The sequence below is a fragment of the Lamprocystis purpurea DSM 4197 genome (assembly GCF_000379525.1).
Taxonomy (GTDB): Bacteria; Pseudomonadota; Gammaproteobacteria; order Chromatiales; family Chromatiaceae; genus Thiodictyon; species Thiodictyon purpureum.
On record NZ_KB902408.1, the window covers coordinates 37051 to 50873 of the forward strand.

Below are 13823 nucleotides of genomic sequence, written 5' to 3' on the forward strand. Positions count from 1 at the left end.
CGTTGCCAATCGGGTGCATCGCGGCGCGTTGGTGAGCAACTGCGGGCGGTTTGCAGAGGTGGAGTCGTGGATGGTCAGCAGCGGCGGACGGTCCGCATAGCGGATACGGCAAGGCCGCAACCCGTAGGGTCCGCTGTGCGGACCGACGCCCGTGCAGCTCGCGCGGTGGCCGGGTGGGTAGGGTCTTTCGGTAGGATGGGCAGAGCGTGAGCGATGCCCATCCTCAAGCGTTGCGGTGGCCGGATGGGCATCGCTCGCGCTCTGCCCATCCTACACGCTTGCGCGACCACCGCCCCCTTCCTGTCGTCTATCCCGATTCGGACGTGAGTTCCTCCCAACTCGGATAGTCCAGCCCGGGTATCCGCGGGGTGTCGACCCGAAAACCGCGGTGACGGGCGTAGCCCTCGAAGACGGTGATCTTGTAGGCGAGTCCCTCGGGCATCCCGAGATCCGACCAGTGCAGGCGCCGCTCCCAATCCGCGGGGCCGCGGATCAAAGGCCAACCGCTGACCGCAAGCCACAAGGCGAAGGTCGGGGCGACCCAGGCACGCGGTTCCTTGTGCCCCTCGGACGCCGGTTCGGCGAGCGCATGTTCCTGCCACACCAGCGTGTCGCCCTGCCGCCGCGCCGCGATGAGCGCGTGGTCGTCTGCCGCGTCACCGAGTAGGAAGGCCATGCGCGCCTGCTCGATATGCAGACGATAGGGCGGATCGTCGAAATAGCGCACCAGGCTCAATCCGTGTTTCCAGTTGGCGACCCAGAATCCTTGCCGGAGATAAAACCGGACGGCCCGCTGCCACAGCCAGTCGGTCTCCAGGCGCAGACCGCCAAGCCCCAGGCGGCGGGCGATGCGCTCCAGCGCGGCGGTCACCCGTGCGCCATGACCGCTGCCGCGCGCCTCGCGGAAGAGATAGAGACTTGCGATCCAGAGGTTGGGTTGGCCCCAGCCCGGATCACGAATGCTCAGTGCCACCGTCCCCAGCAATCGGCCATCGACGATCATCCAATAGGGGAGATAATCGAGCAGGTCCGTCGGATCGCCGATGCGCTCACCGCGGGCCAATCCCCGCCGGGCCCAGTCGCTCATCGCCTGATCGGACAGCGACCGGGGGTCCGGCGCGTCGTCCAGTCGATACTCCAGAAAGCTGCAAAGTTCGCAGGCCCGCCACAACCGACGTTCTGATGGCGCTGTCGGGTCCACTGGTTTGAACAGCGGCAAGCGGGTCAGGCATGCGACCAGCGCGGCGCGCAGCGCATCCTCCGAGTTACGGGCGTCGATCGTTGGAGACAGAGACACGTGCTCCATGAACCTGCCTGCAAAAGAACGGTTAGGGCTGGGTTGAACGCGACTCCGCGACTCCGCGTCTGCGCCGATTCGCGGTGGTTGGTACCTATAATGGGTTCAGGATAACGTGTCGGGCAACCGATGGCTACTTGCTTCGCCCTGGAGTCCAAGGCTTTCGTCTTGGTGATTGCGTTTCGGCCGGTGTTCGGGCCTCCCCCGCACTGGAGGTCGAGGCTTAGCCGGACGAGGGTTGTCCGGAGATGAATGGCCCCCGTGGGAGCGGCGTCCCGCCGCGATGCGGTGCCGCGGTGACCTCGAACGCTGCGGTGACACGCCCGGCCCCATCGTGGCGGGACGCCACTCCCACGGGGTCGCTACGCGACTTTCACGGTCAAGCCTCGACCTCCAGTCTTATTGCGGCCGGAACGACGATCGTGCCCCTGACGCGTGTCGTCGCGGGCAGGCTCACTCACCGGCGACCTGAAGTGCCCGCGGGGTCCGAGATACGTTACACTCTGGCGCGGATGCCGCTCGGGGCCGACGCCGCTCGACCGGTTGAACTGCTGCTCGGTTGTACCGCGATTCTACGGTACGCCAAGCGCCACTGCACCTCGCCGAGGACTGATGCCCGTGGTCAAGGCCCGCGCCGATATCCTGATCGAACGCTCGCCGGAGCACGTATTCGCTTACGTTGCCCGCGACTTCTTCTTGAACTATCCCCGGTGGTCCCCGGAGGTCAAGCGGCTCGAGGTGTTGACGGCAGGTCCGCTGCGGGTCGGCAGTCGGGCGCGCCAGCTGCGCACCGACCAGGGCCGCGAAAGTGAGTCCACCTTTCGGGTCACGGACCTGGATGCGCCGACCCGTATCGCGTTTGCCGAGACCACGAACCTGTTCCGCATCAGTTACCGGCTGGCGCCGGTCGACGGACACACCCACCTCGTTTTCGACTTCGAATTGACCCGCCTGGAATTCTACATGCGTCCTTTTGAAAAGCTGATCCGGGTCACCATTCAGGAGGGCGCGGAGCGCGTCGTGCGCAACATCAAAGGATTGGTCGAGCGCCAGTCGGCGGAGCCGGACGGGGTGATGGGTGCGGCTGGATCGCCGCACGGGTAATCACGAGTCAATGAGATGTTAAACAACGAATACAATCGTTGTCGTTGTCGTTGTCGTAATCGGAGAAGCGATGCAATTTAGGGTGCGAAAGAGTCCGGGGCGCTGCGATAATCTCGATTACGATTACGACAACGACAACGACAACGACAACGGTGCTGGAACAATCACTCTGAATAGACTTATTTAACTGACTGAGCCGTTCACTACCGACAGGAGTAAAACATGGACTTCACAGCCGAAAAAGACCAGGGCACGATCCCCTTCGTGCTGTCCCAGATCCTCGATACCGTCGTCAATGGCGTTACCTTGTCGGACCCGGATCAGCCGGACAATCCCATCGTTTACGCCAATGCGGCCTTCGAGTTGATCACGGGTTATGACCACGACGAGATTCTGGGCCGCAACTGCCGTTTCCTTCAGGGTGCGGACCGCGATCAGCCCGAGATCGAGCGCATCCGCGTGGGGATTCGCGATCAGCAATCGGTCACCGTCACCCTGCGCAACTATCGAAAGGATGGCTCGCTGTTCTATAACCGGTTCACCATTCGTCCGCTGTTCGACCCCCAGGGGCGGCTTATCTATTACCTCGGCATCCAGTACGATGTGACCGATCAGGTCGAAGCGCAGGAAGAATTGCAGCGGCTCAATGCCCAACTCGAGGCGATGGGCGAGCGGCTGGATTAGGTCAAGCCTCGGCCAGCGTCTGATCCCGAAACTGCAAGGACGCCAGCCGCGCGTAGAGCCCGCCTTGCTGCATCAGCTCATCGTGAGTGCCGTCCGCCGCGACCTGACCGTGATCCAGGACCAGAATGCGGTCGACCTTGCGCACCGTCGCCAGGCGGTGGGCGATGACGATGCTGGTGCGTCCTTTCATCAACTCTTCCAGGGCCAGTTGCACCAGCCGTTCGCTCTCGGCATCCAATGCGCTGGTCGCCTCGTCCAGCAGGAGCAGGGCCGGGTCGCGCAGGATCGCCCGCGCGATGGCGATGCGCTGGCGCTGTCCGCCGGACAGCCGCACGCCGCGCTCGCCGAGGAAGCTGTTGAACCCGTCCGGCAGCCGGTCCAGAAACTCGCTGGCATGGGCTGCATCGGCGGCGCTGCGGACCTGTTCGTCCGACACGCGATCCAAGCCGTAGCGAATGTTCTCCCAGGCATCGGCACCGAAGATCACCGGGTCCTGCGGGACCACGGCGATCTGTCGGCGCAGGTCGGACGGGTCCAGTTCGCGCAGGTCGACTCCATCGAAGCGGACGGCGCCCTGGGTCGGGTCGTAGAAACGCAGCAACAGTTGGAACAGGGTCGTTTTGCCGGCACCGGAGGGGCCGACCAGGGCGACCTTGGCGCCGGGGGCGATGGTGATCGACAGATCTTTGAGCACGCGCAGGTCGGGATTGGCTGGATACGCAAAGCCGAGATCCTCGAACGCGATCCGGCCCTGCACCGGCTGGGGCAGGGCACGCGGCTGCGCCGGCGGCTCGATCAGCGTCGGCGTGGCGAGCAGTTCCATCAGCCGTTCGCTGGCGCCGGCGCCGCGCAGCAGTTCAGCGGCCAATTCACTCAGGCTCCCGACCGAACTGGCGACCAGCACGGCATAGAAAAGGAACGCGGACAGTTCGCCGCCGCTCAACCGCCCCGCCAGCACCTCACGGCCGCCGACCCACAGCACCACGCCGATGGCGCCGAAGGTGAGGGCGACCGCGATGGCGGCCAGTGCGGCGCTCAGGCGGGCACGCTTCACGGCCGTGCCGAAGGCCGACTCCACGCGTTCTTTGTAGCGCGCCCGATCGATCGGCTCGTGACAGAAGGACTGGACGGTGCGGATGGCGTGCATCACCTCGTCCACGTAAGCCCCCACGTCGGCGATGCGGTCCTGGCTGGCGCGGGAGAGGCGGCGCAGGCGGTAACCGACCAGCCACAACGGCAGGATCACCAGCGGCGTGCCGAGCATGACCAGCCCGGTCAGCCAGGGGCTGGTCAGGGCCAGCATGATCAGACCACCCAGCACCAGCAGCGTGGTGCGCAGGGCCGAGGCCAGGGTGGAGCCGACCACGGTCTGGAGCAGGGTGGTATCGGAGGTCAACCGCGAGATGACCTCACCGGTGCGGGTGGTCTCGAAAAAGCCCACGTCCAGGCTCAAGACCCGGGTGAACACGGCGGTGCGCACGTCGGCAATGACCCGTTCGCCGATCCAGCTCAGCAGATAGGAGCGGACCATGATCGCGCCCGCCATGGCCAGCACCACGGTAAGGAAGAGCAGCAGGGCGTCGTTCAGCGCCGCCTCGGAGCCGGTCTTGAGTCCGGAGTCGACCACTTCCCGGATCACCTGACCAAACGCGAGCACGGCCCCCGCGGCAACCAGCAGGGCCAGGGCGGCGATCATCAGGCGCCCCAGGTAGGGCCGTACGAAGCGGAGCAGCCGCAACAGCGGACCGAGATTGCGGGTCGTCGGCCGCCGGGGCGGTGCGGACGGGGCAGGGCGCATGGAACAACCTTACTGCATTGTAAAATAGATGGTTAGAGACCCCTTATTTTACATTAACCTACAAAAATTATCCAGATTTGCGGAAATGTCCTCCGACGAACCGGCATCTCAGCGGATGGGCAGTGTCCGGCGCTGTCCGTCCGTCGTATTTCACCGCAATCGGGCCAGGATCGCGTTGCGTATTTTCACGGCCCGAGCCCGCGTTCTCTTGTAACCTGCCGATACTTTATTGCAGCGCGTGGTCTTATGACCGACGGCTGCTCAGTGATATCGGGAGCTTCCATGAAACTCGTCATCTCCATCGCCGGCGACAACCTGCAATCGCCGTTCGACGCCCGCTTCGGGCGCGCCGCCGCCTTCTGTCTGGTCGACAGCGACACCGGGGCCTGGACTGCCCACGCCAACCCGGCACTGGAGGCGGCGGGCGGGGCCGGGGTCCAGGCGGCACAGTTCGTCGCCGGTCTGGGTGCGCGGGCGGTCGTCAGCGGGGCCTATGGTCCCAAGGCCTATGCCAGTCTGTCCGCCGCGGGGATCGCCATGCATCTTGCGCCCGGCAACGCGCCGCGCACCGCCGCCGACGTGCTGGCGCAGTTCCAGGCCGGTGCCTTGAACCAGGCCCAGGCCGCCACCCAGGACGGCCGCCACTGATGCGGATCGTCGTTGCCAGCGGCAAGGGCGGCACCGGTAAGACCACGGTCGCGACCAGCCTGGCGCTGGTTGGAGGGGAGTCGGTGCGCTGTCTGGATTGCGACGTGGAGGCGCCCAATGCCGCGCTCTTCCTCCATCCGGTGCTGGACCGGCGCCAGGAGGTCGGCATCCCGCTGCCGCGCGTCGACACCGCGCTCTGCACCCACTGCGGCAAATGCGCCGAGGTCTGCCAGTATCACGCCATTGCCGTGCTCGGCCAGACCACGCTGGTGTTCCCGGAACTCTGCCACGGCTGCGGCAGTTGCACCCGGCTCTGCCCGGAGGCCGCTATCACCGAACACCTGCATGTCACCGGTGTGCTGGAGGGCGGTCTGACCGCCGACGGGTTGGAGTTCGCGCGGGGGCTGCTGCAGGTCGGCGAGCCGATGGCCGTGCCCGTCATCCGCGAACTGAAACGCTGGCCGCCGCTGCGCCGGCCCGCACTCGAGATCTGGGATGCGCCCCCCGGCGCCTCCTGTCCGGTGGTGGAGACGCTGCGCGGTGCGGATTTCGCGCTGCTTGTCACCGAGCCGACCCCCTTCGGTCTGCACGATCTGAAACAGGTCGTCGGCATCGCCCGCGCGCTGGAGATCCCCGCGGGGGTGGTCGTCAATCGCGACGGCATCGGCGATCAGGGGGTCGATGCTTACTGCGCGGATCAGGGCTTACCGATTCTGCTGCGCATCCCGATGGAACGGCGCATTGCCGAGGGGCTGGCGCGCGGCCGGTCGCTGCTGGAGACCGCGCCGGATTATCGGCCGGCCTTCCAGGCATTGCTGGCGGCCATCCAGGACCGGGTGAACACGGAGTACGCACCATGATGAAACAACTGATCGTCCTGAGCGGCAAGGGCGGTACCGGCAAGACCAGCGTCACCGCCGCCTTTGCGCACCTGGCCGCGGGGGGGCGGCTGGCCGGTCAGGTGGTGATCGCCGACGCCGATGTCGATGCCGCCAACCTGGAACTGGTGCTGCAACCCCAGGTGCTGGAAACCCAGCCGTTCCAGGGCGGGCAGGTGGCCGTGATCGATCAGGACACCTGCCTGGTGTGCGGCGGCTGTGCGGATGTCTGTCGGTTCGATGCGATCATCGAGCGCGACGGCCAGTACCTGGTCGACCCCATCGCCTGTGACGGGTGTGCCGCCTGTGTTTATCAATGTCCGACCGAGAGCATCCACATGGAGCCGCAGGTGGCGGGCAAGTCCTATGTCTCGGAAAGCCGTTACGGGCCGCTCTATCACGCCAACCTGGACCCCGGGCAGGAAAACTCCGGCAAGCTGGTGACCCTGGTCAAACAGCGTGCCCGGTTGCGCGCGCTGGACGATGACCGGCAACTGGTGCTGGTGGACGGGCCGCCCGGTATCGGCTGTCCGGTCATCGCGGCGGCGTCCGGCGCCGACCTGGCGCTCATCGTCGCCGAGCCGACCGCGGCCGGTGTGCACGACATGCAGCGGGTGCTGGGTACCTTGCGCCATTTCGGCGTCCCGGCGCTGGTCTGCATCAACAAGGCGGACATCTACCCGGAGGGCGCCGCGGCGATCGAGACCTCCTGCCGCGCGGACGGCGTGGCGACCGTCGGCCGGATTCCCTTCGATGCGACCGTGGCCACTGCCATGGTGGCCGGGGAAGCCGTGACCGCCTTTCGGCCCGCGGCCCCGGCCAGTCTTGCCATTGCCGCGGTCTGGGAGCGTGTCCTTGCGTCCCTGGAAGCGCCGGCATGAAGGAAACCGCCTTGGAACAGGCCGTGCTCGCGCGGCTGCAGTCGGTCATTGATCCCGAAACCAACACCGATGTGGTGCGGATGCGCCTGGTGGAGGGTGTGCGGGCCGATCCGGACGGGCGGGTGCATTACACCTTTCGCCCATCGTCCTTTGTCTGTCCGTTGGCCGTCTCCCTGGCCGTGGACATCAAGAAAGCCGTGGCCCAAGTGCCCGGCGTGACCTCGCAAGCCATCACCGTCAGCGGTTATGTGCAGGCAGAGGTTTTGCAACACTCGATTAATCAGGAACTTTGATATGAGAATCGCAGTCACCGCGGAAAGCAACGACGGGCTCGACAGCCTGGTCGCCCAGCATTTTGGCCACGCGGCCTTCTTTGTGCTGGTGGACATGGATAACGGTGTGATGACCGCCACCGAGTCGCTGGCCAACCCCTTTGCCGAGGCGCACGAGCCCGGCCAGATCCCCGATTTCATCAAGGCGCAGAACGCCAATGTGATTCTGAGCGGCGGCATGGGCGGACGTGCCATCGGGTTCTTCGAGCAGGCCGGCATCCAGGCCGCGACCGGTGCGCGCGGCACGGTCCGCGAAGCGCTGGAACACTTCCTGGGCGGCCAACTGACCGCCGCGGCCCCCTGCGCGGAAAGCGTGGAGCACGGGCACAAACACAGTCACGACTAGTCGACTGCGCATGCGTTCAAGATCCGTATGGGCGACTGTAGGGGCGACTTCAGTCGCCCCCTGCGTCGGTAGATCCTTTCCCGGCAATCAGCTCAGTTGCGGGGTCATTCCGGCAGGATGCCGGAATCCAATCGCGCCGGGCGCGGTTTAGTTGACCCCGAGCTTCAGGTTCGGCGATTGGGTTGCCGAAATGTGAGAACGGTCCGTGCGAAGATCCAGACCACGAGTGCGACGCTGAACATCTCTGCCGTTTCTTCCGCGAGCAGGCTGACCCGCGCTATCACTTCGCCCTGCTTGATCACTCCAATAGTGACCAAATGCGCGTGCAGATTCTCAATGCCGATCGACCCGCCGAGAAAAAGGCCGCCGGCGAAGATCAAGATGGCGAAATCCCGAGTCGATAGAACCTTCCAGAATCCGCGGGCGAGCACCAGCCCGATGGCGAGCGCGAGGGGGAAGAAAACGAGTGTCCAGGGTCGGATCCGCCAATTGCCGATTTCGATGATGCCGCGTGTTCCGTCTTGGCTCCAGCTATGGGCAGCAACCAAGTAACCGACGTGCTCATGGATCGTGAGAAGCTCGTCCATCGCCATGTAGAGCAAGATGGTTCCGGCGAAAGGCCAGGCCCAGGTCCACATGCGTTCCTGGCGCGGTATCACACGATAACCGGCGAACGCTAGCCCACTGGCTAAACCAAGCTGCATACTCGAAAAAAGGGCAGGTAAATTGAACTCGTCATCGAATCCAAAGAGTGCGCGCAAATAGCCATAATACGCGAGTCCGCGGCCATGTGTCAGCCAAAACGCTGTCGCTAAAAGTAGTTGACAGCACAGGAGAACAAAAAATAACCCACGCGCCTTCGCGTTCCCATCGGCGGTATCCCACCAGTGCTGGAGATCGCGGCGCCTCAGGTAGGTGCTCATACCAATCATTGCGAGGAGTTGCAGGCCGGCATTAACGAGCGCCGCGTGATAGATGACAAAGGTGTTGACCTGCATTGCTCCGACAACGTTTATCGGTGCGGTTAACACTGCGAGTACGACCGCGGAAACTACTGCCACCAACAATGCCATCAGGGTGCAGCGAATCAACACGCGCATCCATGTCGCGTCTTCGTCGGTGTTGATCGACTGGCGGCGTTCGCCGGCAATAAGCGACGCCTGGCCATGGCTGTCTGCAGCAAGGCTCATGGAAGGTCCTCAGGTATCGCTGTCAGGGAGCAGCGGTTATATTTTGTTACGATATTATGGCGGTGGTGGCGATCCTCAAGCAGTCGACTATTAGCGAGGTCAAGATCTTATGCCCACCGCACATGCCAAGGCACCTTGAAAGGTGCCGCTGATCCCGCATCGCGTGCCGCGGCATTCCCCGTCTCAGCGCCGCCTGAGCCTCAGTCGGCGCGACCGTTTGCCAAGCCAGTACACGTTACTCCGCCACCGGCGGCAACACTGATCGCGTCGAACATTGGTACCTGGCGGACCAGATCGGTCTTGCGCGGTGCGCGGGTCGAGCCCCGGTCGGCGATCACTCGCGCCACACCCACCCTCTTTGCGGATCACAAGTGGGGCTCGCGCAACGTCCATCCGGTGTAGAATAGCGGGGCAGGCGGGCACTGCTGTGCCTGAGGATCGATCGGTCACTGCCCCAAGCCGTGACTTTTACCTGATCCCGCCCGAATCGGAGCCCGCCCGCGAGCGGCGGCCCCTAGAGGGACAACGACTCAGCGCGGATGGCGGAATTGGTAGACGCCCTGGATTTAGGTTCCAGTGGGGCAACCCGTGGGGGTTCGAGTCCCCCTCCGCGCACCATTCAATATCAAGCCTTTACACCGTTTTTTCGGGTGACTAGCCTGGCTCTCCGGTGGCAACGTGACGTAGACGTGACGCATCGAAGCGGGCCACCGTCGATCGCAAGTTCTCCGGAGCCAAGTGCGCGCACCGCTCTGTCATCATGATCGTGCTGTGACCGAGAAGGTCACGGATCTCTCCGCCATGGGCGCGCCGTCGGTTACCAACCACGCGGCTCAGGTGTGTCGCAGGTCGTGGGGATGGAAATCCGTGATCCCAGCATCACGACACGCCCGGGCGAAGGCGTCGCGGATATCCACGACCCGCTGCCCCTGATCGATGAACTGATTCGCAGCCACAGTTCACCGGCCGGGAAGGCGGCGCTGAGGAGCCTTAGGTTGTTGGGGGCCACGGCGATTCTTGACGACGGCGAAGCCCGTAAGGCCGCTCGCACGCTCGGCATCTGTCTGGACGGGAACGCTCGGCCTCGTGATTGCCGGTGCCAGGTCCGGCCAGATCAGCTCGGCGACCCAGGTCATTCGTGAACTGCGAGCCGCAGGGTTGCGGCTCGATGATCGGGCGATCACCGATGCGCTGGCCCGCTTTTTGGGTGAAACCTGGATTCCGTGATCGGACAGCGGCTCTTACGCGCCCGCAAGGCGGCCGGTCCCTCGTTGCGCGAGCTGGCGGAACGGACCTGCGTGAGCCACACGGCCATCAGTAAGTTTGAGAAAGGGCTGCTGACGCCATCCTCTGGCCAGTGGCTATGTCGCCTGTTCAAAGAGCGGGGCTGGCGCAAACATGAGCCTGGCGCACTCTATCCGCCCGAGGAGACGATCCTCTTCAAACAGTTGGTCTTCCATGCCTTAGGCGAAGACTTGGTCGATGAGTCGAAAGCGGCCGAGCTTTTAGGGCGACCAAGCTGTTGATCCTCGACTACTGCTATGCCGAGGCCGCTGCGGATGGCTGGCAGCCGAAGCGCTACGACAACCTACGGATACTGGTTTCGACCAAGAGTCTGGTCCGCGCCAAGGAGATCGACGGACTCGACGGCGGCATCTTCACCCATTGTCTGTGCGAGGCACTGACCGATGAACAGCATCGGCGGCCCTGTGGGGCGGATGCGTTGGTCGATGCCGACGGCGCTATCTACTCCGACCGTTTGCTCCGCTGGCTGAAATCGCGTATCCCGATTGTCGGGCGGCAATATGTGCACGACGCGTCCTTTCACTTTCCGGAGCCGATCGGCGATTCGGGTCAGGACCAGCCGTTTCTGATCGCCCGTGTTCCTGTCCTGACATCGGCTGCCTCCCTCGGCTCCCCGAACGAATTGCTGTTGTTTTAACCGATGCCATCAATGCGGGCGACGACTGTGTGCTTTTTGGTGAAGGCGGCATCGGTAAGACAACCTATCTTCTGGATCTCTCGCGTGCGATGCTGGATGCCGAGCGTTCGCGGATTCCACTCGATATCGATGCAGCGCCGTGGGCGTACAGTAATATTGGGATCTTCGACTATTTGGCGACCGGTCTCCCAGCCACGAAGTATCGCGGGCCTTGATCACGGTTCCGGCCACGGGACATCGTAGGGTGGACAAGCGCAGCGCAGTCCACCAGCGGCGGCGCGGGATTCGGTGGACTGCGCTAGCGCTTGTCCACCCTACGGCCGGAACGATGATCAAGGCCGTATCGCGTGATAGTCCAGGCATTGCTCAATCTTGCCGACGCAGGTACTCTTACCCTCGCGATCAACGGATGGAACGAACGTTCGCGCCCGCGCGAGCGAGCCGACGGCTACCGCCTTACGGGAGTTATTGGCTGCGTTAGAATGCCGAAGGTGGGAATATGGCCGTCCCGCGGATGAGCCGCGACACCGTGATTCGGAGAATGGTGCACCTTGGACAGATGCATTGACCTGAGCGGAGGGTTGTGTGGATTACCGGATACCGTATCGTGCCTGGTGGCTTCTCGCTTCTCTCGCTCCCACGCTCCCGCATGGGACTGTCGAGCGGGCGCTCCGCGTCCCGTTTGCTCCCCCGGGAACGCAAGCGTTCGCACCGGCTCCACCGCCGACGCGTGGGAGCCGCAGGCATAGAACCCGACCAACCAGCATGGAGGTCGTGCCCGAACCGCCCACGGCGTTGGGCCTTGGCGGATCGCTTCGTCCCCGCCTACGACCCCGGCCCGAACGCGACCTTGCCATAGACCTCGACGAGCGGCAGCACGGTGTCGAGTACGGTCAGCGGTACGTCCGCGTTCATTTCACTGCAAACACCTCCCCCTTGGGCGCGAACGGCAGGCGCCGGCCCTCCGGCAGCAAGAAGGCGTGGTCGAAGGCAATGTCCACCGCGTCTTCGCAATCCCCATCCGTAATCACCAATAGCGGGCCCTGCCGGGGAAACTCCCCGCGCTCGGCGAGGCGGCGGAGGCAATCGACTCCCGGTTGCAGCACCGTGCCGCCCCGACCTTTCAGCGTAAAGCGCTCCAGCAGGCGTTCCGGCTCCACCCAACCGCTGTCATACGCGGCGGCATCGCAACACACCAGGCGGACCGCATACACGTCACGGGCGAGACTGTAGCTGGCGATGGCGCCCAGCGCCTTGCCCAGCAGTTGCGGCGGCATCGACCCGGAGGTGTCGAGCACCACGCCAAAGATCCGGCTCTTGCGCTCTTCCTCCGGCGGTTTGAGAGGTGACGGTCGGGGGATGCCGGGGGTGGCGGACTGACGGCGCGAGGGTCGGGCGTAGCTGCGGCGCAGTTCCGGCGGCGGAAACCGCTCGTCGAACCAGTCCGCCAGCCGCACATCCCAGGGGATCGGCGGCTGGCTGAGGCTGCGGATCTCCTCGATCAGCCCCGCCGGGACGGTGCCGCGCCCGCCGCCGAACAGACACCGCTCCAGCCCTTGCGCCAGGGCACGGCGGCAGTATTCCTCGGCATCCACAAAAGGCCCGTCCCGCGCTTCGCCCAACATATCCGGCTGACCGGGGCCGCGCAGTGTGGCGAGCTTGCGGGCGCGGCGCAGATCGCGGGCCAGCAGATCGTAGACCTCCTCCGCACTGTGCTTGGCCAAGGCGGCATCGTGCAACAGGCCCAAAGCGGGCGGTGTACCGACACCCATGTCGATCAGCCAGGCGTTGACCAGGAAATCGCAGGCGACATTCCACAGCAACGGATCGCGTCCGCGCCGCCGGGAGCCGTGGTTCAACCCGGCATGCAGCAGCTCGTGGGCGAACACAAAGAGCGCCTCCGGATGGCTCAGCCGTGCCGCCGGATTCATCCAAATCCGCCGCGCGCCCACATCGATTGCCGCCACCTGGATGTCGTAGTGCCGGCACTGCGCCAGGTCTTCCTCCAGATCGAAACCGGCGGCCAGGGCGCCCAGCAAGGGGTAGCTATCCATCAACCGGCGCTTGGCCCGCTGGGCCGGGCTGTCGGCCACGGTGACCCGACCGGCGGCGGTCTCCCGCCCCCCGACCACCCGCAAGGCGCGGCCCACGCCTTGGGCGATGCCCTCCGCCAGCAAGGCGGGCCAGTCCGGCGGCTTGCGCCAACGGTCGCCGCCCGTGCCGTCGAGCCCCACGAACAGCGGCCGGTCCCCGCACCACGATCGCTGCCATTGCGCCAGGGACGGCTCGACGCCATCGGCACACCACCGGCTGAAAAAGGTGTCCTCACCCCCGGCAGGAACCACGACCGGCCCATGCCACAAGACCTCCGGCGCTTGCCCCAGTTTCAACTCTTCGCAGAACCGCTCGGCACTGAGCAGGCAGGCGGTCTCCCAGAGGTCCTGCGGTGGACGTCCGCGCACCATGCCGAAGCCCAGACAGACCGCGGCGATGCCGATCACCCGTGCCCATTCCTCGGGTGCCGCACGGCGGGTCGGATGCAGATACACCGACCCCTTGGGCGTGACGGCCAGCCAGCCTTTATCAGCGACAAACAGGTGGGTCTTGTCGGGGATGAAATGGATCTCCCCGAGCAGGGGCAACAGCACCGCTTTCTCCCGCAGCAAGGCGATCCCGGCATCGCGGGCCGCTTGCGCCGGGTCGGGGCGTCGCGGGCGGGCCAT

Annotated in this window: 16 protein-coding genes and 1 tRNA gene; 12 read left to right on the plus strand and 5 right to left on the minus strand. The window is 64.9% G+C overall.

Annotated features, from left to right (window positions below):
* Positions 1-307: 307 nt before the first annotated feature.
* Positions 308-1306, minus strand: a complete 999-nt coding sequence (locus A39O_RS32230) for a GNAT family N-acetyltransferase (protein ID WP_020503817.1) — start codon at positions 1304-1306, stop codon at positions 308-310.
* Positions 1307-1909: 603 nt separating this feature from the next.
* Here A39O_RS32230 and A39O_RS0106160 point away from each other — a divergent pair.
* Together A39O_RS0106160 and A39O_RS0106165 are read left to right on the plus strand one after the other, a co-directional pair.
* Positions 1910-2401, plus strand: coding sequence for an SRPBCC family protein (locus A39O_RS0106160; RefSeq protein ID WP_020503818.1), 492 nt, complete (start codon positions 1910-1912; stop codon positions 2399-2401).
* 222 nt (positions 2402-2623) lie between these two features.
* On the plus strand, positions 2624-3085 hold the full coding sequence (locus A39O_RS0106165; RefSeq protein WP_020503819.1) for a PAS domain-containing protein: 462 nt from the start codon (positions 2624-2626) through the stop codon (positions 3083-3085).
* A 1-nt stretch (position 3086) separates the two neighbouring features.
* Here the strand turns inward: A39O_RS0106165 and A39O_RS0106170 are convergent, their stop codons facing one another.
* Positions 3087-4883, minus strand: a complete 1797-nt coding sequence (locus A39O_RS0106170; RefSeq protein WP_020503820.1) for an ABC transporter transmembrane domain-containing protein — start codon at positions 4881-4883, stop codon at positions 3087-3089.
* Between the two features lie 282 nt (positions 4884-5165).
* Here A39O_RS0106170 and A39O_RS0106175 point away from each other — a divergent pair, with 282 nt between their 5' ends.
* From A39O_RS0106175 to A39O_RS0106195, 5 genes are read left to right on the plus strand one after another with little or no spacing between them, the layout of a single operon-like run.
* On the plus strand, positions 5166-5531 hold the full coding sequence (locus A39O_RS0106175; RefSeq protein ID WP_020503821.1) for a NifB/NifX family molybdenum-iron cluster-binding protein: 366 nt from the start codon (positions 5166-5168) through the stop codon (positions 5529-5531).
* On the plus strand, positions 5531-6391 hold the full coding sequence (locus A39O_RS0106180) for an ATP-binding protein (protein WP_020503822.1): 861 nt from the start codon (positions 5531-5533) through the stop codon (positions 6389-6391). The genes A39O_RS0106175 and A39O_RS0106180 overlap by 1 nt, the downstream gene beginning before the upstream one ends.
* Positions 6388-7290, plus strand: coding sequence for an ATP-binding protein (locus A39O_RS0106185; protein WP_245561793.1), 903 nt, complete (start codon positions 6388-6390; stop codon positions 7288-7290). Before A39O_RS0106180 ends, A39O_RS0106185 begins: the two co-directional genes overlap by 4 nt.
* Positions 7287-7583 (plus strand): metal-sulfur cluster assembly factor, encoded by a 297-nt coding sequence (locus tag A39O_RS32235; protein ID WP_020503824.1) that lies wholly within the window; start codon positions 7287-7289, stop codon positions 7581-7583. The genes A39O_RS0106185 and A39O_RS32235 overlap by 4 nt, the downstream gene beginning before the upstream one ends.
* 1 nt (position 7584) lies before the next feature.
* On the plus strand, positions 7585-7968 hold the full coding sequence (locus tag A39O_RS0106195) for a NifB/NifX family molybdenum-iron cluster-binding protein (RefSeq protein WP_020503825.1): 384 nt from the start codon (positions 7585-7587) through the stop codon (positions 7966-7968).
* 164 nt (positions 7969-8132) lie between these two features.
* Here the strand turns inward: A39O_RS0106195 and A39O_RS0106200 are convergent, their stop codons facing one another.
* Complete coding sequence (locus A39O_RS0106200) at positions 8133-9158, minus strand: hypothetical protein (RefSeq protein ID WP_020503826.1); 1026 nt, start codon at positions 9156-9158, stop codon at positions 8133-8135.
* Positions 9159-9691: 533 nt separating this feature from the next.
* On the opposite strand from A39O_RS0106200, the gene A39O_RS0106205 reads away from it, so the two are divergent.
* Positions 9692-9776: transfer RNA gene (locus tag A39O_RS0106205), tRNA-Leu, on the plus strand.
* A 215-nt stretch (positions 9777-9991) separates the two neighbouring features.
* Here the strand turns inward: A39O_RS0106205 and A39O_RS43100 are convergent.
* Positions 9992-10114 carry a site-specific integrase gene (locus A39O_RS43100; protein ID WP_020503827.1) on the minus strand — a complete coding sequence of 41 codons (123 nt, stop codon included), beginning with the start codon at positions 10112-10114 and terminating at the stop codon, positions 9992-9994.
* Between the two features lie 61 nt (positions 10115-10175).
* Here A39O_RS43100 and A39O_RS37960 point away from each other — a divergent pair, with 61 nt between their 5' ends.
* The 4 genes from A39O_RS37960 (at position 10176) to A39O_RS43470 (ending at position 11673) form a co-directional block, all read left to right on the plus strand.
* Positions 10176-10385, plus strand: coding sequence for a DUF3368 domain-containing protein (locus A39O_RS37960; RefSeq protein WP_083924539.1), 210 nt, complete (start codon positions 10176-10178; stop codon positions 10383-10385).
* A complete protein-coding gene (locus A39O_RS32240) occupies positions 10382-10684 on the plus strand; it encodes a helix-turn-helix domain-containing protein (protein ID WP_020503829.1) in 303 nt (100 codons plus the stop codon). Before A39O_RS37960 ends, A39O_RS32240 begins: the two co-directional genes overlap by 4 nt.
* Complete coding sequence (locus A39O_RS0106225; RefSeq protein WP_020503830.1) at positions 10681-11100, plus strand: hypothetical protein; 420 nt, start codon at positions 10681-10683, stop codon at positions 11098-11100. Before A39O_RS32240 ends, A39O_RS0106225 begins: the two co-directional genes overlap by 4 nt.
* A 372-nt stretch (positions 11101-11472) precedes the next feature.
* Positions 11473-11673, plus strand: coding sequence for a hypothetical protein (locus A39O_RS43470; protein WP_407635628.1), 201 nt, complete (start codon positions 11473-11475; stop codon positions 11671-11673).
* A gap of 338 nt (positions 11674-12011) precedes the next feature.
* On the opposite strand, the gene A39O_RS0106240 is transcribed toward A39O_RS43470, so the two are convergent.
* Positions 12012-13823 (minus strand): vWA domain-containing protein, encoded by a 1812-nt coding sequence (locus tag A39O_RS0106240; RefSeq protein WP_020503833.1) that lies wholly within the window; start codon positions 13821-13823, stop codon positions 12012-12014.

What these genes read in the sequence shown, in the direction of transcription:
- A39O_RS32230 (WP_020503817.1), bottom strand. Translation starts at nt 1,306, where the DNA reads ATGGAGCACGTGTCTCTGTCTCCAACGATCGACGCCCGTAACTCGGAG.
- A39O_RS0106160 (WP_020503818.1), top strand. Translation starts at nt 1,910, where the DNA reads ATGCCCGTGGTCAAGGCCCGCGCCGATATCCTGATCGAACGCTCGCCG.
- A39O_RS0106165 (WP_020503819.1), top strand. Translation starts at nt 2,624, where the DNA reads ATGGACTTCACAGCCGAAAAAGACCAGGGCACGATCCCCTTCGTGCTG.
- A39O_RS0106170 (WP_020503820.1), bottom strand. Translation starts at nt 4,883, where the DNA reads ATGCGCCCTGCCCCGTCCGCACCGCCCCGGCGGCCGACGACCCGCAAT.
- A39O_RS0106175 (WP_020503821.1), top strand. Translation starts at nt 5,166, where the DNA reads ATGAAACTCGTCATCTCCATCGCCGGCGACAACCTGCAATCGCCGTTC.
- A39O_RS0106180 (WP_020503822.1), top strand. Translation starts at nt 5,531, where the DNA reads ATGCGGATCGTCGTTGCCAGCGGCAAGGGCGGCACCGGTAAGACCACG.
- A39O_RS0106185 (WP_245561793.1), top strand. Translation starts at nt 6,388, where the DNA reads ATGATGAAACAACTGATCGTCCTGAGCGGCAAGGGCGGTACCGGCAAG.
- A39O_RS32235 (WP_020503824.1), top strand. Translation starts at nt 7,287, where the DNA reads ATGAAGGAAACCGCCTTGGAACAGGCCGTGCTCGCGCGGCTGCAGTCG.
- A39O_RS0106195 (WP_020503825.1), top strand. Translation starts at nt 7,585, where the DNA reads ATGAGAATCGCAGTCACCGCGGAAAGCAACGACGGGCTCGACAGCCTG.
- A39O_RS0106200 (WP_020503826.1), bottom strand. Translation starts at nt 9,158, where the DNA reads ATGAGCCTTGCTGCAGACAGCCATGGCCAGGCGTCGCTTATTGCCGGC.
- A39O_RS0106240 (WP_020503833.1), bottom strand. Translation starts at nt 13,823, where the DNA reads ATGGCCCGCCCGCGACGCCCCGACCCGGCGCAAGCGGCCCGCGATGCC.